Below are 15907 nucleotides of genomic sequence, written 5' to 3' on the forward strand. Positions count from 1 at the left end.
GATCATGTCCCAGGGAGTGGTGTAGGTGGCGGCTGGGTCGCCGCGTTCTCCGGCATGGCCGGTATGATCAGCGCGCCACGGCTGGCAGGCTGATGAGCGGATCATCGCTCATCTGGCTGATGGTTTCCAGCGTCATGTATCTGGCGCGCTGCACAGCCCATTCGTCGTTCTGCTCGAGCAGGATCGCGCCGACGAGGCGGACGATGGCGTCATCATTGGGGAAGATGCCGACGACCTCGGTCCTGCGCTTGATTTCGCCGTTGAGGCGCTCGATCGGGTTGGTCGAGTGCAGCTTGGCGCGGTGCTCCTTCGGGAAGCTCATGTAGGCGAGAACGTCTTCTTCGGCATCATCCATGATGACGGCGAGCTTGGGCACCTTCGGCCGGATCTGGTCGGCGACGGCGCGCCATTGGGCGCTTGCGGCTTCCGGTGTCTCCTGGGCGAAGGCGGTGGCGATGAAGGCGGAGACGACACGGCGGCCGCTCTTGCCGGCGTGGGCGAGAACGTTGCGCATGAAGTGGACCCGGCAGCGCTGCCATGTGGCGCTGAGAACCTTGGTGACGGCCGCCTTGAGGCCCTCGTGCGCATCGGAGACGACCAGCTTGACGCCGCGCAGTCCGCGCCGGGTCAGCTTGCGCAGGAACTCGGTCCAGATCGGTTCGGCCTCCGAGGTGCCGACCTCCATGCCCAGCACCTCCCGGCGACCGTCGCTGTTGACACCGACGGCGATGATCACGGCGACGGAGACGATCCGGCCGCCGCGGCGGACCTTCAGGTAGGTGGCATCGATCCATAGATATGGCCAGTCACCCTCGATCGGCCGATCGAGGAAGGCCTTGACCTTGCCGTCGATCTCCTCGCACAGCCGGCTGACCTGGCTCTTGGAGATGCCACTCATGCCCATGGCCTTGACCAGATCGTCGACCGAGCGGGTCGAGATTCCCTGCACATAGGCTTCCTGGATGACCGCCGTCAGCGCCTTCTCGGCCATGCGCCGCGGCTCCAGGAAGCCCGGAAAGTAAGAGCCCTTCCTGAGCTTCGGAATGCGCAGCTCGACGGTTCCGGCGCGCGTCTCCCAATCCCGCTCGCGGTAGCCGTTGCGTTGGGCCGTCCGCAGCGGGTTCTTCTCACCATAGCCGGCACCGGTGGCGGCCCCCACCTCCAGCTCCATCAGCCGCTCGGCGGCAAAACCGATCATCTCGCGCAAAAGATCGGCGTCGGGGGACTTCTCCACGAGCGCACGCAGGTTCATCATGTCGTCGGTCATCGGTGGTTCCTTCGAATCAGGTTGGTGTCAGCAACCCGACCCTACCGGAGAACATCGATGACCACCGCTCCGCCGCCCGCTCACTACGGCGCTGTGAAGGGCGCGCTCGCGAGCGGCTTCGCTACCGCCGAGCTACACCACCTGTGGGGACACGACCAAAGGAGATGAAGGTTCTGCTTGGATCGACGCCTTGCGTGATGACCTCACCTCAGAAATGAAGAAGGTCGAGGAACTGCAGAAACACCGTGCAGCTACCGAGCGCGCCGCAACATCACGGATGCTGATCGAAGGCGTAGCGTTTTTCAGGGGGGCCCGGCGAGGCAATTCGCAAAGCGGCACCAAGACCGGGGGAGCTCGTTAATCCAGTCTGCCTAGCTGATCGAAGAAGAACGTCACTGCTCAAGCTCGCGCTTCGCCATCAACGCCACCGCCATGAGAGCTGCCGGCGTTCGCTGGATTTGGCCGTTGCCCCAGCCATTGTTACCCCGGAGGCTCCGGGGATGGCCTCTTTGAAGCTGCTTTAGCCATGCAGCCAATAACGGACGAGATGTTGATCGGATCACTGCTTATGTTCATCCGTGCCGTTAATTTTCGCGACTCGCGATCGCCGTTCTTCGGTTTACAATGCTCTTGCGCCGCAGGATTTACCCGGGCGCCCTGCGGAGGAGCTTCCGCTATTGCGCCCCTAGAGAGGAGATCGGTTAATGACCTCTCAGTTCCATGCAATCGATCCCAGGATTCTCACTCCGAGCGATATCGAATTGTTGCAGAGCCTGTTCGACGAGGAGATCAAAGCCAGAAGAATGACCTATGATTGCCCTGAGGCGGCCGATCTGGCAGCCAGGCTGATAGAGATTTATCAAAGTGGCGTCAGGAACAGGGCGAGCATACGCGAAATGCTCAAACCTGCAGCCTAGGGCGAACTAGGTTGCAAACGCAGTTAGGCCGCCCCTCGGCGCGTGTCGCCCTCCGAAGGCGGAATGAACACGACGGCCACACTTCTCGATCCACAGCGAGGGCAGCGAAGGCGACTGGCGAGCATCGCCAGCGGAAAGTCCCGTCCGCGCGTCGCGACCAGCGTCAGCATGTCGAGATCATAAGTCCAAGTGCACTGGCGAACGGATTTCATGCCTTCGCGGTTACCGAATGCACATCGCGCTTTGAGTTGCCAACCGAGGCTGAATGCATCGCCAATTGTCTCGACCATGGCGATGAGATAATGTAAGAACAAAAGAAGAACAATCAACCGATGCTCGAACTCCCCAAATTTGAGGAGGCGACCACAGGAGGTCGTCCTTTGAGTGACGAACTGGGCGCGAAGCCTCACTACGATCTCGGGCCGTACGTCCACGACTGCGAGCATCCGGGCTGCACCAGGTGGGGCAGCTTTGGCTTCGCCGTCGATCGGGCGGAGCCGCACTGGTTCTGCTCTGAGCATCAGCCGGAGTGGAAGTCGCGCCATGAGGCACAGCCCCGGCGTTGACTTGGAACCCAACACCCGCGGGGCCTATCCGGACGGTGTCGGGTATCTGCGGCTCGCGGAGCGAAGAACAGATCCTCGGCGCACGCTGCGCCGCGAGTGATCTTCGCATTTGGGTGAACCGAAGGGAAATGGCGGGCGGCCAGGTTCAGCAGCCAGAGCACCCTTGAAGAATTGCGGCCGAAGCTCAGATCTTCACGCTGTGGAACAAGAGCAACAATGGTAGGGAACTCGGCAGGCTTGACCGGATGTATAATCGGTACCGCATAGAAGTGGAATTTGATGAGCTATGGCATGCGGCGCGCCCGCATAGCGACATGACGAAGCGCGCAAGCCCGACAATGGAGGTGTTCCGGACAAGCCGGGCCGGTCATCCGCAACAACGCCCATGACCAGCGCGAACTGATGAACCTGACCGGGGGCATGCCCTCGCCGCCGACGGTTACGCCTGGGACGTGTAGTGTGGTTTCCGCCGCCATCGTCGTCACCCGGCCACTATTCTTGCCAGCCTTCGCCGAGCGCCTCTTTCGGTTGCTGGCCGTCAAGGTGCCGATTCCGATGACTTGTGTCCAAGTCCTTGTTCGAAGCGATATCTCAATATCTCGCGGACACGCCGCATCTCCAGTCTCTCCACAGGCATCCCGTTCCTTCTTCGTCACCTCGAAGGAAGAAACTTCACACCAGCAGAACACCCACGCCAGATGCTTTCCGATGGGGGCGGCATCATCTCGGAATCAGGGGGGCGGATTGCCGCTTTCGTCGGGCTGGTAAATCGGCAACGTCCTTCTGCAATCCGAGATCAGCTCTCTCACTTTTTACGGTTTTCCGATAACAGTGCCCACCATCCCGGCTATCCGCGTCTCTACGGCAGACAGATGCTGCATATCTCCGACCACCTCATATCCGAGCTGGTTAAATGCGACGAGGAGCCACGGCTTGAGTCTGAGGTCTGCAATTTCCGTGCCCATGCCTGAAAATAGATCGGGTCAAAATCGCAGCGCCCAATCGCATGACCGGTTTTGCGAGCCAGGCGTATCGGACCGGGGTTACCGGCCAAGTCCGCCGCAGTTCGTGACGTACGGCGCAAGCGGTCCAGCCCGCTTGCGCCTAAGGATGCCTATGGCGTTGATCTTGTTCAGACCGCCTGATGCAATCTAATATTGAACATAGGACCGCGACTGTAGCGGTCGAGCGCCTTTGCACCGGCGAGAACACCCAGATCGATCAGAGGCTCCAGCAGGATAACGCCCATATAGGCAACACCGAAGGAGCTGACGGCCGCGAGGTTTTCGACGCTGAAGCCGTGGCCATACAGGGCCCAGAAGGCGACCCAAGCAACAATACCACTCTGATAGGCCGTGGAAAGCGCCAAAGCTTGCCCGTATGTCAGGTCCACATACGCGGTCCGGGCCGGAATGATCCGCTCGGCGAACAGACTGACCGCCCAAAGGGGCACCAGCAATGTTGTTACGTTCATGCCATATTGCGGCAAATCAAAGGGTGCAAAGAAAAGCCCTTGAAGAAGCAGCCCGGCTGCAAGGCCGATCGCGGCGGCGCCTGCACCAAACAGTAGAAGAAGGGTTGATCCGAGGATAAGGTGGACTTCCGAGACGCCTACAGGATGGTGCGGCAGAACTTCGAAAAAGCAGAAGACCAAAGCCGTTGTGACGACACTGCGTAACGCGAGCGCGCCCGCACCACCGTCGCTGCGAATACTGTCAGTCGCCAACTTGGCGGTGAGCCCGAACGCCCCTGCGGCAGTGGCATAACTCAACATAATTTTGGCGCCGTCCACGACGCCCGGTTCGATATGCATGTGCTCTCCTTTCCGCACCCACCGTGCGGCATGGCAGTTGTTGAGGCGTAGCGCCCAAATCTGATGGCAGGTCTCCTGGCTTGCGGGTCGTAGCTTGGTCCGCCTTATCAGCCGATCCACGGCCAATGGCATCTCTGGACTTTGCTCGCCGCTCACAGTTGCGGGGGCAGCCACGGTTTTGGCCCCCTAGGGGTCGTCCTCACCGTATTCCCTTTTCATCCGCCTTCCCTCCAGTCGGGCGGAACCATCATCTGAACTGTTATGCTCGCGCCGGCCAAAACACAATGAAGAACGTTCGAAAGCCAGTGCTGTCAAAGGTCCCGCATTTGTCCGCTGGGCTATCCGTTCTCCACCTTGCGCCGAAAGATGATCACGCTCTGCTTAAGTCCGAAAGAAGTGCAAGAGCCTAGAAGCGGCTGCAAAAGCCTAAGTGCGCGAGCATCAGAAATTCTCCGGCATCGTCTGAACATTTCAAATCACGGCGACTCGATTGCCGGCAGCTCTTCGACGCTCGGCTGAGGTCTCGCGCCGGCTAGCGCCTTCACCAGTTCGGCCTTGGAATAGGTCCACACGACCGAGCGCCAGGCGAAGAGCGCGTCTGGCGAGATCCGTGCAGATTCAAGCGGGCTAAGCCACACTGCTTAATGGCGGCCGGCGCTCGTCCAGCCTAAACTGACATTGGTCGCTCTAGCCCCTCGCAGGCGGCCGGGAGGCTCGTCACCGGCCGCAGCCCTTGACGAGCCTCGCCATCGATCCACATTGATGGAAATGGGACTGAGACATGGACGATAGCGAACCGAAATGCGCCGGCCGAAACGAGCCGGCTTCTGGCCTCTCGGATATCGCGGCGCACTGCGCGGCTTCAAATTTGATGGACTTTGCAGCGCAGCTCGCAGGCCTAGCCGAGGACCTCAAAGCCCTAGCAGCAAGGCCTATCAAGCCCATACCGGCGCTTGCCGACCCCGACGATCAGCATGAAGGCGAATTCCCCGGCATCATCTAAAAGTCGAGCCCCAAGACAGTAACGCGGCAACAAGCACGTACATGGTAGCTCATCCCCGAACATGAGCTCAGCGGTTCCTATAGGCAACCTGTCATAGGGGTGCTGGGGCTGGGGGCCTGAAGTGACGAAGTAAGATTGGCGGGTACATCCAGCGTCACGCCATCGACGGCAAGACGTGGGGTGGTGACGCCGAATTATCTTATGTCCGATCATACTCGACCGAGGGAGAACGGATGACGGCCGCGGTAACCACAAGCCGCCATACGACGCACAACGGCATCACGTCGGTTTCGGAGTTGATAAGTTCACCATAAATCTCGATGGCAGCGTTTCCGGAGACAGCATCTTGGCCAAGAGACGTCGCCGCAACCACCTGGCATCAACTGCAGATCTTCTCGCGCCAGCGACCCGTCGCAGCCATCAGGATCAGGCAATAAGTATTACTTAGTTAGTTCTTGCTTAATTAGACTTAAGTAGCATAGTCTGACCTCCTTCGCTTTGGGAGGAGCAAGATGGTAGAACGCGTTGAAGCCGATAAGATTTCCAAGCAAACTTCTACTAAGGTATGGAACATTCACGTTTTTTGCCGGCGGGAACGCTTGCCTCACGAGGAGGAAAAGCGCCTGACCAGCCTTTTTGGCGATTTCGCTGAGGCTTCGGAGTTGCTTCACAATGTCAAGCGTGCGCCGAGGTGGCGGTACTGAGGTATTAGTGACCACTAGGCGTGCGCGTCGACCAGCCCGACATGCTCGTTAAAGTCCGTAGCCCCAAGCGAACCTTCATCCATGACTGGGAGCGCATTGTCGCTGGGTCGTTTAACCTTCGAACCCCTGCCCGCTGGCCGCGCGGGAGGTGGACATCGTACTTCATAGGCGGTGCTGCGTCGCGGCTTGGGAATGAACCGCCCCGAGTGCCATGGGAAATTCTGATCATGAGGTCCTTCCTTTGGGAGTTGTGCACTTGTGAACTTTTCCAACTCCCGGCAGACAGTGGGAAACACGTTTGTAAACGAGACCCACTCCACGTATTGCGGCACCCTTTTGGGAGTCCGGGAGTCGTTGGTGGTCTGGCCGGGTGCGGCCGTTTCCGGGTGGCTGCATTTTTCCGCAATGAATTCATGTCCAGGATACCGGACCCGGAGGTCCGCAAGGTGAGCCGTCTCTCGACGAGGGTTGAGAGGCGTTTCGTGGATATTCCCGATGCGCGCCTAAGCCTTGACCGGGGGGCTTGGATGCCTCAAGACATCGCCCGGATCTCATTCGGCCTGTTCTTCGCCTAAGTTGCCGAAAATCATTGCCGGGCGTATCTCTCACCCGAGGAGCTCAAGCACCTCGGGGAACCGCGGATGACTACGGATCGAATCGAGATCCGAGTCGTATTTTACCCACCTCTTTGTTTCATGGGTGGCCCCCGGGAGAAGCTCGACTAGCAAGTCGATCGCCCGATCAGGTTCGCCCTGAAGCGCGTAAAAGCAAGCCACGTTATATTTGGCCAGGCGATCGTCGGGATCGATCGCCAAAGCTCGTCCCGCCCATTCCTTAGCGCGATCAAGCTCACCAAGTGCCGCAAGCCCCACAGCCCCCAAATAGGCGGGTCTTGGATTTTCCGGACGCATCATGAGCTCACGTTCGGCGCGCGCGACGCCTTCCCGCGCCGCGGTATTCATTTCCTGCTCGCGCCCGAGGGTACGGAGAACGTTAATGAGCACAAGTAAGGCCTGGTAATCGTTAGGTTTGATGTCTGCGGCGCGCTGGAAAAGCCTGGCCGCTTCGTCCAGTTTACCTTGGGTGAAGCAAGCGCGGGCATAGAAATAATGGGCCTCAAACAGATCGGGATCGAGGGCGATGGCCTGATCGAACTCCGCCATGGCTTCCGAATGTCGCTCGCGAAGCGACAGGGCGAGGCCAAGTGAAGCGTGCGCTTCTGCGAGACCGCTCTCAAGATCCAGCGCCTTTGCGCTGGTGGCCAAAATTCCGTCGATCGACACGTCAGCGTTGTAGTGAAGGAAGAGGAAAGAGTCGCAATCGGCAATTCCGGCGTAGGCCCGCGCATAAAGCGGGTCGAGTGCGACCGCCATGGCGAACATACGTTTCGCCAGAACGTAATGCGACTTTGAGTGCCAGTGCAGGAATTGCCGTCCTCTAAGGTAATACGCATAGGCCTCGAAGTTCCCGGTAGGCACTCGACCGATGTCCTTTTTCTCCTCCGGAAGCAGCTTGACCTTCAAGTGGTCCACAATGGTATGGGTGATCTCGTCTTGAAGGGCGAAGATTTCGGTGAGGTCCCAGTCATAGCGATCGGCCCAGAGATGACCACCGCCCTTGCCCTCGACGAGTTGCGCAGTGACGCGCACACGCGAGCCGACCCTACGCACGCTTCCTTCCAGGATATAGCCAACCCTGAGATCTTGGCTCACCTGCTGCACCTTCACCGGCTTGTTCTTGTAGGTATATACCGTATTGCGGGCGACAACGAACAGGCCGGAGATTTTCGACAGGTCGGTGATGATGTCCTCCGTGATCCCGTCGCTGAAATATTCTTGCTCAGGGTCACCGCTTATATTGTTGAAGGGCAGCACCGCGATGGACGGCTTCTCGATCTCCCAAGGGTCTTGGCTGCCTGTATCCGAGCCGACCGTTTCTTGAGCCGCCGGGAAATCCAGAGAAATGCTGTAGGCGCGCACTGGCCGGTCGATGTTCTTGAGCGCCTGCTCGCCCATGTCCTCAAATCGAAGATCCAGCCTGTTGCCAACGTTATCTCGCACGGCCGCAGATACGGCGATACCGCCCGGCGCCGCAATTTTTTCGAGGCGCACAGCCACGTTGACGCCGTCCCCGAAAATGTCATCGCTTTCAACGATCACGTCGCCAAGATTGATGCCCATGCGAAGCTCGATGCGGCTTGGCCGCGGCACATCCGCATTGCGCTCTAGCATACACCGCTGCACCGTGGCAGCGCAGGTGACTGCATTCACGACGCTTGGGAACTCCGCCAGGAATCCATCGCCGGTGAGCTTGACGATACGCCCCTCATACTCGGCGATCTTGGGGTCGATTAGGTCCTTTCGGTGCGATTTCCATGCCGCATGAGTACCTGCCTCATCCCGGGCCATGAGGCGGCTATAGGTCACTACGTCTGCGGCAAGGATGGCCGTCAGACGTCTGTGCACGGTCGGATCGTCCATGTGACCACCCAGTTTTCGTGTACTGCCACGCTCGGGGTGCCATGTCCCAGGCCAAAGGCGATTATACTCCAGCGGCTAGTGAATGTCTCTGTCAGGCGAGCCGAAAACGGTCGAACTTGCGCTTCAATCAGCCAAGCCGCGCAACAGAAATGACGTGCGCCTCTTAGCTCTTCGCACCTCGTACGCAATGATAGACGCGCTGGAACGATTGAGAGGGAACTCGGTTAGGCCCCCGAAAAGAACAGGAATATCAACATGGCCGCGACATGGGATGAATGCGTAATCGTCGAAATTCCCAATCTCGATGGTGTCCAGATCGTGTGGTCGCCCACGTGTGCAGCTCGCCTGCTTAGCGAAAACTGGCCGAAAATGGACGGAAGCACATACGCTGCTGCTTTGAACGCCTGCACAGACGCGATGCTTGGTGCCGCCCCTGCCGCGCCGGCACGAGACGCTTTCATAGCAGCGATTGAAGAGGCGAAGCTCAAGACCTTCAGCTGAGGTCACGCGGGTCCCACCCTTTGCAGAGAGCTGCGACGGCACGAACATGGCGACACAGCTTGTTCGGCCCTCTATCATGGCTCGAGCGCTCCGATCTTGGGCCGCGGGCTCGACCTTCGCGCTCCTGGCTCCAGCCCCTCGATGATGGCGACGTCGCTCTATGCTGCCTACTGCGCATCGTTAGAGGGTCGCACTCTACGTCGCAATCACCCGTCTTCGCGGCTGCTGTAAACTCTCGAGCGAATGATCGATGTGCGCAGGCGCACCAATCGATCGGCCTTGCCAGAACAGGCAAAGCCGAGCGGCCATAAGCCGCGCGGCTGCATCGGCAGCTTCCGAGGTCTCAATCACACGTCTGCCGATCGGATCGCTGACCCTGCCATGTGCACATTACATGCAAATGGAACGGCTTCTGCAGATTGGAATCTCGCTGACTGGATCAGTCGGCTCGGACCGTGGCCTTGCCTTCCTCTACCAGCCGTGTCGCCGCGTCTTCGATGGATATCCGCTCGAAGGCGAGCTCGTCGGCAATCGGGCGCAGCACGCGCTGGTCGAATTCGGTCGATCCGAGCGGCGCCGGCGACGGATAGCCGCCCACCTGATCCTTGAGGGCATTGATGTATTTCACCGTTTCCGTCTCCGTGGGGTTGAGCGAAGGCAGGATGGCTTCGCGAACCGTCGGCGACATGGGTACGCCGCGCTCGACGCCGAGGATCTTGCCGGCCGCGACATCATTGACGAAGAAGTTGATGAATTTGGCGGCCGCTTCCCCGTTTTCCGTCGACGCGCCGATGCTCCAGATCAGCGCCGGGCGATAGTAATGGCCGGAGGGGCCGCCCTTTTCGGCGCGTGGCAGCATGCCGATACCGAGCTTGCTTTTCATGATGAGCTGGTAGCCGACCATCTGGTTGGAATAGGCCATGCCCATGGCCGAGTAACCGAGCGCCAGGCAATTGGTGTCGATCGTGTTCTGGTCGAGCGTCTGGATATCGGCGCCGACGGTGCCGCCGCGCTTGCGCAGTTCCTCCCAATAGGCATACCACTCCTTCGCCTCCTCAATGCTGAAGCCAAGGCCGGTATCGGTGTAGAGGCTGCTGCCACGCTGGCGGAGCCAGGCGTCGAAAACATAGGCATAGCGGGCTCCATAGGGCCCGCCCCGGACATTCTTCTTGCCGGCCGCCTTGGTCATCTCGACGGCGATGTCGGCATATTCCGCCCAGGTGGTGTCGATCCCGGGCGGCGTGATGCCGGCTTTGGCGAAGGCATCGGCGTCGTAGAACAGCGCGAAGGAATTGAGACCAAGGCCGATACCCCAGAGCTTTCCGTCCACCGTGGTCAGCTTCAGCACGTCCTTGCCGAAGGCGTCGACGTCGAGCGCCGAAGAGATGAAGGGATCGAGCGCCATGCAGGCGCCGCGCTTGGAATAATCGGAAATCGTGCTGGGCTCGAGCTGGAAGATATCGGCAATGGCGCGGCCGGCCATCTGCGTGGCGAGCTTCGTCCAGTACCCGTCTCCGCTCAAGCTCTCGCCGACGATCCTGATATCCGGGTTCTTCTCCTCGAAAAGCTTGGCGACCGCCAATGTCCGTTTCGAGCGGTCGTTCGATCCCCACCACATCGCGCGCAACTGCACGCTTTCGGCGGCAAAGCTGGAACGGGAACCGAAGGCGATACCCGTCGCCGCGCCAGCCGCGCCGACCATGAAACCGCGTCTGTTGAGTAGCATGCCAGTCCTCCCCTGTGCTGCCCTGCCCGGCGCTCTCCTCCGGCGCCTGCAGGTTTCGATCAGCGCAAGAGCTTATGCAAAAATCGTCCATGCGCAATATTTCTTTTCGATCTTGCAAATTTGCGTTGATTGCGCAATGTTTGCACCATGATCGAAAGACCCTCCCGAAGACTCCGTCAAGCCGACATTGCCGCACACGCAGGCGTTTCCGTCTCCACCGTCTCACGCGTCCTCGCGAATGAGCCCGGCATCAGCGAGGATGTTCGGGTGCAGATCCTCAAGGTCGCCAGCGACCTCGGCTACCCTCTCAAAGCCAGTGCCGCGGCAGGCCCTCGCACGCTGGCGCTTATCGCAAGCAACGGCGTTACCGGCAATCTGAGCGCATTTTACCAGGGCATTGTCGATGGCCTGCGCTCCGAGGCGGCCGAGCAGGGCATGTCCTTCGACATCCGCCTCGTAAACGAGGCGAAGGCGACGCCGCAAGCCGTTGGCGGACATATGCAATCGGTCGGTGCGCAGGGGCTTTTCCTGGTCGGCATAGATCCCTGCGAGGCTCTTGCGGAATGGCTCGTGGAAAGCCGTACCCCCATCGTCCTCGTCAACGGCGTCGATCCGCAATTGCGCTTCGACGGTGTCTCGCCACCGAACTTCTTCGGCGCCTTCGCGGCGACGCGGATGCTCCTGGATGCCGGCCACCGGCGTATCCTCCACCTGACCGGATCGCATCGGCATACGATCCGCGAGCGCGTGCGCGGCTTCGAAGCGGCCGTCGCCTCCGTGCATGGCGGCGATGCGCGTGTCGTCCGCCTGCCGTTCGCGAACAACTCCAGCGCCGAAGCCCACGCGGCAACGCTCGCCGCTCTTGCCGAGGACGAGGGTTTCACCGCGGCTTTCTGCATGAACGACTTCATCGCGGTGGGCGTTCTCGAGGCGGTGACCGAACTCGGCCGGCGCGTGCCGGACGATTTCGCGATCATCGGTTTCGACGATCTGCCGTGCGCCGACATGGCCAATCCGCGCCTATCGACCATGCGCGTCGACCGCGCAGCGCTCGGCCGCGAAGCGGTCGCCATGATGCAGTTTCGCTTCCGTCATCCGGACGTGCCCGCCCGGCATGTCACTCACGCCGTCGTCCCGGTGCCCGGCGGCACAATTGCCTCGAAAGACACCCCATGACCTATGATCCCGCCAGCGCCAACCCGCTTGCCGGAAATCCGCTCGAGACACGCGGCGACATGCAGCGCGCGCTGCTCGATCTCTTCGATCCGCTGGTCCCCTGTTTCTCCAGAGGAAATGCGCGGGTCCGTCTCGACGCCGCCGCGGCTCATTTCGACCGGGCCGCTGCCGATCTGGAAGGCTTTGCGCGGCCTCTCTGGGGTCTTGCTCCCTTTGCCGCAGGCGGCGGAAGTTTCGCGCATTGGGACCGTTATGCGGAAGGGATCGCCAACGGCACCGACCCTGAACATCCGGAATATTGGGGACAAGTGAACGGCCGGGACCAGCGCATGGTGGAGCTTGCCGCCCTCGGCTTCGCCCTGGCGCTGGCGCCGGAGAAACTGTGGGATCCCTTGAGCGGGCGTGCAAGAGACAATCTCGTCGCTTATCTCCTCCATGCCCGCAAGTTCGACTACGCCGACAATAACTGGAAGTTCTTTCGCGTTTTCGTCGACATCGCTCTCGATCGCCTCGGCATCGAGCACGATCGCAGCCTGACAAAGGCCTATCTCGCCGAACTGGACGGCTTCTATATCGGGGACGGCTGGTATCGCGACGGCAATGTGCGGCGCGTCGACCACTACATCGCCTTTGCCATGCACTTCTACGGGCTGATCTATGCGCGCCTCGTCGAAGACGACCATGCGAAACGATATCGCGAGCGGGCGGTCGCCTTCGCCCGGAATTTCCGCCACTGGTTCGCCGAAGACGGAGCGACCCTCCCCTTCGGCCGTAGTCTCACCTATCGCTTCGCCTGTGCCGGCTTCTGGGCAGCACTGGCCTTTGCCGACCTCGAAGCGCTGCCCTGGAGCGAGATCAAGGGGCTCTGCCTCCGCCACCTCAGATGGTGGGCAGACAAGCCGATAGCGGATCGGGACGGCGTTCTCTCCATCGGCTACGGCTATCCGAACCTCCTGATGTCGGAAAACTACAATTCGGCCGGTTCGCCCTATTGGGCCTTCAAGGCTTTCCTGCCGCTTGGCGTCGGCGAAGACCATCCCTTCTGGACGAGCGCGGAAGAACCGCTGCGGCCGCTGGCCGGGCCGATTGCCCTTCGCCATCCGGGCATGGTCATGATGCCGGTTGGAGGGGACGTGGTGGCGCTTTCCTCCGGCCAGGAAAACCGCCAGATGCGCTTCGGCTCGGAGAAATATGCGAAATTCGCCTATTCGACGCGATACGCCTTCAGCGTCGAGAGCGACGAACGGGCATTTGCCGGCGGCGCCTTCGATTCGATGCTGGCATTCAGCGACGACGGCATTCATTACCGGGTGCGCGAGGCCAATGAGGTGGTGCGGCTTGCGGACGATGTGCTGTTTTCAAAATGGTCCCCCTGGCCGGACGTCGTTGTCGAGACGTGGCTTGTTCCCGCTTCGCCCTGGCACGTGCGCGTGCACCGGATCACGACGCCCCGGCCCTTGCAGACTGCTGAAGGCGGCTTCGCCATTCCCCGACGGGATTTTGAGGCCGACACGCTCGCCGCCGCGGAAGCGACGGCCCACGCAATCGGCGCGGAAGATTTCAGCGGGATCCGCGATCTCGGCTCGACCGTGCCGCGCGAAGGCCTGGTCCAGAAGGCGCCGCCCAACACCAATCTGATTGCCGCAAAGACACTGGTGCCGCAGTTGCGGGCCAAAATCCCCAGCGGGGAAACGATATTCGCCTGCGCCGTGCTCGCAGCCCGCAACACTTCCGCCGTCGCCGAAGACTGGTCCAACCCGCCGGCGATGCCCGATATGGAGGCGCTCGACGCGCTCAGGGCGGAAGGCTTGACCGTCAGCGCCATGCAAGCGCCCGGATCGATGCCATGACCCTCCCGACCGTCGTCTTTGCGATGCAGCCGGAAAGGACGCGTTATGTTCTGACGCCTGAGCTTTTCGCGCGGCTCGGCGCCTTCGCCCGAATACCGGATCAGCGCCCGGTGACGGAGTTCGCCGATGAGCGGTCGCAGCGATTGCTGGCGGAGGCAGAGGTCCTGGTGACCGGCTGGGGCGCGCCGTTTATCGATGCGGCCGTCCTCGCCCGGGCGCCGCGCCTTCGCCTCATCGTCCATGCCGCCGGCACGATCAAGGGGCTCGTCGGCGAGAGCGTGTTCGATGCTGGGGTCAAGGTTAGCCACGCGGCGGAGGCCAATGCCGTGCCGGTCGCCGAGTTTACCCTCGCAGCGATTATTTTCGCGGGCAAGCAGGTGTTCCGCTTCCGCGAGGTCTATGCGGCCGACCGCGGGCGCGAGCGCACCCAGATTCTTCAGGGCGAAGCGATCGGAAATCATCGCCGCACCGTAGGGATCGTCGGGGCGTCGCGGATCGGACGACGCGTAATCGAACTGCTGTATCTCCTCGACTATCGATTGCTGCTCTATGATCCGCTGGTCAGCGACGCCGAAGCCATGGCTCTCAAGGCAGAGAAGGTCGATCTCGATACGTTGATGGCCCGGTCCGATATCGTGTCGCTGCACGCGCCGCTGCTGCCCGAAACCCGGCACATGATCGACAATCGCCAACTCGCCCTCATGAAGGACGGCGCGACGCTGATCAACACGGCGCGCGGTGCGTTGGTGGATGAGACGGCACTCATCGAAAAACTGCAGTCGGGCGCGATCAATGCCGTGATCGACGTTACCGACCCCGAAATCCCCGACGAAAACTCACCGCTTTACGACCTGCCGAACGTATTTCTGACGCCGCATATTGCGGGCGCCATCGGTTTGGAACGCACGCGCCTCGGGGAAATGGCGGTCGATGAAGTGGCGCGGTTCCTCGAAGGCAGTCCGCTCCTGTTCGAGGTCCGCAAGCGGGATCTGGGGCGCATGGCATGAACGCTTTCGAACCGGCTCTCTGCACGGTCACTTTCCGCAAGCTGCCCGCCGGCGAAATCGTCGCGCTCGCAACGAAGGCGCGGCTCGCCGCCGTCGAATGGGCGGCAGACGCCCATGTTCCTCCGGGCGACACGGCCACCGCCCGCACGGTCCGGCGCCTGTGTGAAAGCGCGGGCCTCAAGACCTCCTACGGCTCCTATGTCTCGCCACCGTCAGACGACTTTTCCGCCCTCGAGCCCGCACTGGCAACGGCGGTCGCGCTTGGTGCCTCCAACATCCGCATCTGGCCGGGCACGCGTCAGCGCGATTCGCGGGATTACAGCGCCCATGAACGGCGCGCCGCGGCGGATGCGATCCGCGACATGGCCGCGGAAGCTGCCCGGCATGGCGTCACGGTCTCGCTCGAATATCACCCAAACACCCTGACGGACGAGACCGGGTCGGCGCTCACCCTGATCGAGGCGGTCGCGCACCCGAATGTCTATCTCTACTGGCAGCCGCGGCCCGGGCTCCCGCTCGATGAGGCCCTCTCGGAGATCGCTCGCATCGGCGAGCACATTTCGCATCTCCATGTCTTCGCCTGGGATGGCGACCGCAACCGCTTCCCGCTGGCATCCGCCGCCGACTACTGGCGAGCCGTGCTGGCCGCCATGCCGTCGTCGCGCTGGACCGGCCGGCGTTTTGCCATGCTTGAATTCGTGGCGGGAGACGATCCGGCGGCATTTCTGGCGGATGCGGCGACACTGAGACAAATTCTGAAGATGGAGTTTCCGCCAGGCGCTTCTGCCATTTCAGACGAAGAATGACTGCTTTTTCGACGGCCATCTGTGTGGCGGCGTAGCTTGAAGCGACGAAGTGCCAGTCTACCCCTTCACGTATCCGAGGCCTTCCACGGGC

At 61.1% G+C, this 15907-nt stretch carries 14 protein-coding genes and 1 riboswitch; of the genes, 9 read left to right on the forward strand and 5 right to left on the reverse strand.

Annotated features, from left to right (window positions below):
• Positions 1 to 67: 67 nt before the first annotated feature.
• Positions 68 to 1267, reverse strand: coding sequence for an IS256 family transposase (locus ACTJKL_RS28840; protein ID WP_440854436.1), 1200 nt, complete (start codon positions 1265 to 1267; stop codon positions 68 to 70).
• 704 nt (positions 1268 to 1971) lie between these two features.
• On the opposite strand from ACTJKL_RS28840, the gene ACTJKL_RS28845 reads away from it, so the two are divergent.
• Entirely contained in the window at positions 1972 to 2184 is a 213-nt protein-coding gene (locus ACTJKL_RS28845; protein ID WP_440854437.1) for a hypothetical protein, read from the forward strand.
• Between the two features lie 23 nt (positions 2185 to 2207).
• Here ACTJKL_RS28845 and ACTJKL_RS28850 read toward each other — a convergent pair whose 3' ends face one another.
• Complete coding sequence (locus tag ACTJKL_RS28850; RefSeq protein WP_102764579.1) at positions 2208 to 2513, reverse strand: hypothetical protein; 306 nt, start codon at positions 2511 to 2513, stop codon at positions 2208 to 2210.
• 51 nt (positions 2514 to 2564) lie between these two features.
• Here ACTJKL_RS28850 and ACTJKL_RS28855 point away from each other — a divergent pair, with 51 nt between their 5' ends.
• A complete protein-coding gene (locus tag ACTJKL_RS28855; RefSeq protein WP_102762801.1) occupies positions 2565 to 2750 on the forward strand; it encodes an EsV-1-7 cysteine-rich motif-containing protein in 186 nt (61 codons plus the stop codon).
• A 1132-nt stretch (positions 2751 to 3882) separates the two neighbouring features.
• Here the strand turns inward: ACTJKL_RS28855 and ACTJKL_RS28860 are convergent.
• Positions 3883 to 4563: an energy-coupling factor ABC transporter permease gene (locus ACTJKL_RS28860; protein ID WP_102764578.1), complete on the reverse strand. Its 681-nt coding sequence runs from the start codon at positions 4561 to 4563 to the stop codon at positions 3883 to 3885.
• A gap of 48 nt (positions 4564 to 4611) precedes the next feature.
• A riboswitch (cobalamin riboswitch) is annotated at positions 4612 to 4827 on the reverse strand.
• A 517-nt stretch (positions 4828 to 5344) separates the two neighbouring features.
• Between ACTJKL_RS28860 and ACTJKL_RS28865 the strand changes: the two genes are divergently transcribed.
• Complete coding sequence (locus tag ACTJKL_RS28865) at positions 5345 to 5566, forward strand: hypothetical protein (protein WP_102764577.1); 222 nt, start codon at positions 5345 to 5347, stop codon at positions 5564 to 5566.
• Positions 5567 to 6078: 512 nt separating this feature from the next.
• Positions 6079 to 6270: a hypothetical protein gene (locus ACTJKL_RS28870; RefSeq protein ID WP_440854438.1), complete on the forward strand. Its 192-nt coding sequence runs from the start codon at positions 6079 to 6081 to the stop codon at positions 6268 to 6270.
• 605 nt (positions 6271 to 6875) lie between these two features.
• On the opposite strand, the gene ACTJKL_RS28875 is transcribed toward ACTJKL_RS28870, so the two are convergent.
• The gene (locus ACTJKL_RS28875; protein ID WP_440854439.1) at positions 6876 to 8750 is read right to left on the reverse strand and encodes an adenylate/guanylate cyclase domain-containing protein; all 1875 of its coding nucleotides are present in this window, start codon (positions 8748 to 8750) and stop codon (positions 6876 to 6878) included.
• Between the two features lie 255 nt (positions 8751 to 9005).
• On the opposite strand from ACTJKL_RS28875, the gene ACTJKL_RS28880 reads away from it, so the two are divergent.
• Positions 9006 to 9251: a DUF982 domain-containing protein gene (locus ACTJKL_RS28880; RefSeq protein WP_100674890.1), complete on the forward strand. Its 246-nt coding sequence runs from the start codon at positions 9006 to 9008 to the stop codon at positions 9249 to 9251.
• A gap of 439 nt (positions 9252 to 9690) precedes the next feature.
• Here the strand turns inward: ACTJKL_RS28880 and ACTJKL_RS28885 are convergent, their stop codons facing one another.
• The gene (locus tag ACTJKL_RS28885) at positions 9691 to 10977 is read right to left on the reverse strand and encodes an ABC transporter substrate-binding protein (protein WP_440854440.1); all 1287 of its coding nucleotides are present in this window, start codon (positions 10975 to 10977) and stop codon (positions 9691 to 9693) included.
• Between the two features lie 147 nt (positions 10978 to 11124).
• Here ACTJKL_RS28885 and ACTJKL_RS28890 point away from each other — a divergent pair, with 147 nt between their 5' ends.
• The 4 genes from ACTJKL_RS28890 to ACTJKL_RS28905 are packed head-to-tail and all read left to right on the forward strand — an operon-like array spanning position 11125 to position 15816.
• On the forward strand, positions 11125 to 12153 hold the full coding sequence (locus ACTJKL_RS28890; RefSeq protein ID WP_440854441.1) for a LacI family DNA-binding transcriptional regulator: 1029 nt from the start codon (positions 11125 to 11127) through the stop codon (positions 12151 to 12153).
• Entirely contained in the window at positions 12150 to 14003 is a 1854-nt protein-coding gene (locus ACTJKL_RS28895; RefSeq protein WP_440854442.1) for a DUF2264 domain-containing protein, read from the forward strand. Before ACTJKL_RS28890 ends, ACTJKL_RS28895 begins: the two co-directional genes overlap by 4 nt.
• Positions 14000 to 15010 carry a hydroxyacid dehydrogenase gene (locus ACTJKL_RS28900; RefSeq protein WP_440854443.1) on the forward strand — a complete coding sequence of 337 codons (1011 nt, stop codon included), beginning with the start codon at positions 14000 to 14002 and terminating at the stop codon, positions 15008 to 15010. The genes ACTJKL_RS28895 and ACTJKL_RS28900 overlap by 4 nt, the downstream gene beginning before the upstream one ends.
• A complete protein-coding gene (locus ACTJKL_RS28905) occupies positions 15007 to 15816 on the forward strand; it encodes a sugar phosphate isomerase/epimerase family protein (protein WP_440854444.1) in 810 nt (269 codons plus the stop codon). Before ACTJKL_RS28900 ends, ACTJKL_RS28905 begins: the two co-directional genes overlap by 4 nt.
• The last annotated feature ends 91 nt before the right edge of the window (positions 15817 to 15907 follow it).

It is taken from the genome of Sinorhizobium sp. 22678 (assembly GCF_052044265.1).
Classification (GTDB): domain Bacteria; phylum Pseudomonadota; class Alphaproteobacteria; order Rhizobiales; family Rhizobiaceae; genus Sinorhizobium; species Sinorhizobium meliloti_A.

What these genes read in the sequence shown, in the direction of transcription:
- ACTJKL_RS28840 (WP_440854436.1), bottom strand. Translation starts at nt 1,267, where the DNA reads ATGACCGACGACATGATGAACCTGCGTGCGCTCGTGGAGAAGTCCCCC.
- ACTJKL_RS28845 (WP_440854437.1), top strand. Translation starts at nt 1,972, where the DNA reads ATGACCTCTCAGTTCCATGCAATCGATCCCAGGATTCTCACTCCGAGC.
- ACTJKL_RS28860 (WP_102764578.1), bottom strand. Translation starts at nt 4,563, where the DNA reads ATGCATATCGAACCGGGCGTCGTGGACGGCGCCAAAATTATGTTGAGT.
- ACTJKL_RS28865 (WP_102764577.1), top strand. Translation starts at nt 5,345, where the DNA reads ATGGACGATAGCGAACCGAAATGCGCCGGCCGAAACGAGCCGGCTTCT.
- ACTJKL_RS28870 (WP_440854438.1), top strand. Translation starts at nt 6,079, where the DNA reads ATGGTAGAACGCGTTGAAGCCGATAAGATTTCCAAGCAAACTTCTACT.
- ACTJKL_RS28875 (WP_440854439.1), bottom strand. Translation starts at nt 8,750, where the DNA reads ATGGACGATCCGACCGTGCACAGACGTCTGACGGCCATCCTTGCCGCA.
- ACTJKL_RS28880 (WP_100674890.1), top strand. Translation starts at nt 9,006, where the DNA reads ATGGCCGCGACATGGGATGAATGCGTAATCGTCGAAATTCCCAATCTC.
- ACTJKL_RS28885 (WP_440854440.1), bottom strand. Translation starts at nt 10,977, where the DNA reads ATGCTACTCAACAGACGCGGTTTCATGGTCGGCGCGGCTGGCGCGGCG.
- ACTJKL_RS28890 (WP_440854441.1), top strand. Translation starts at nt 11,125, where the DNA reads ATGATCGAAAGACCCTCCCGAAGACTCCGTCAAGCCGACATTGCCGCA.
- ACTJKL_RS28895 (WP_440854442.1), top strand. Translation starts at nt 12,150, where the DNA reads ATGACCTATGATCCCGCCAGCGCCAACCCGCTTGCCGGAAATCCGCTC.
- ACTJKL_RS28900 (WP_440854443.1), top strand. Translation starts at nt 14,000, where the DNA reads ATGACCCTCCCGACCGTCGTCTTTGCGATGCAGCCGGAAAGGACGCGT.
- ACTJKL_RS28905 (WP_440854444.1), top strand. Translation starts at nt 15,007, where the DNA reads ATGAACGCTTTCGAACCGGCTCTCTGCACGGTCACTTTCCGCAAGCTG.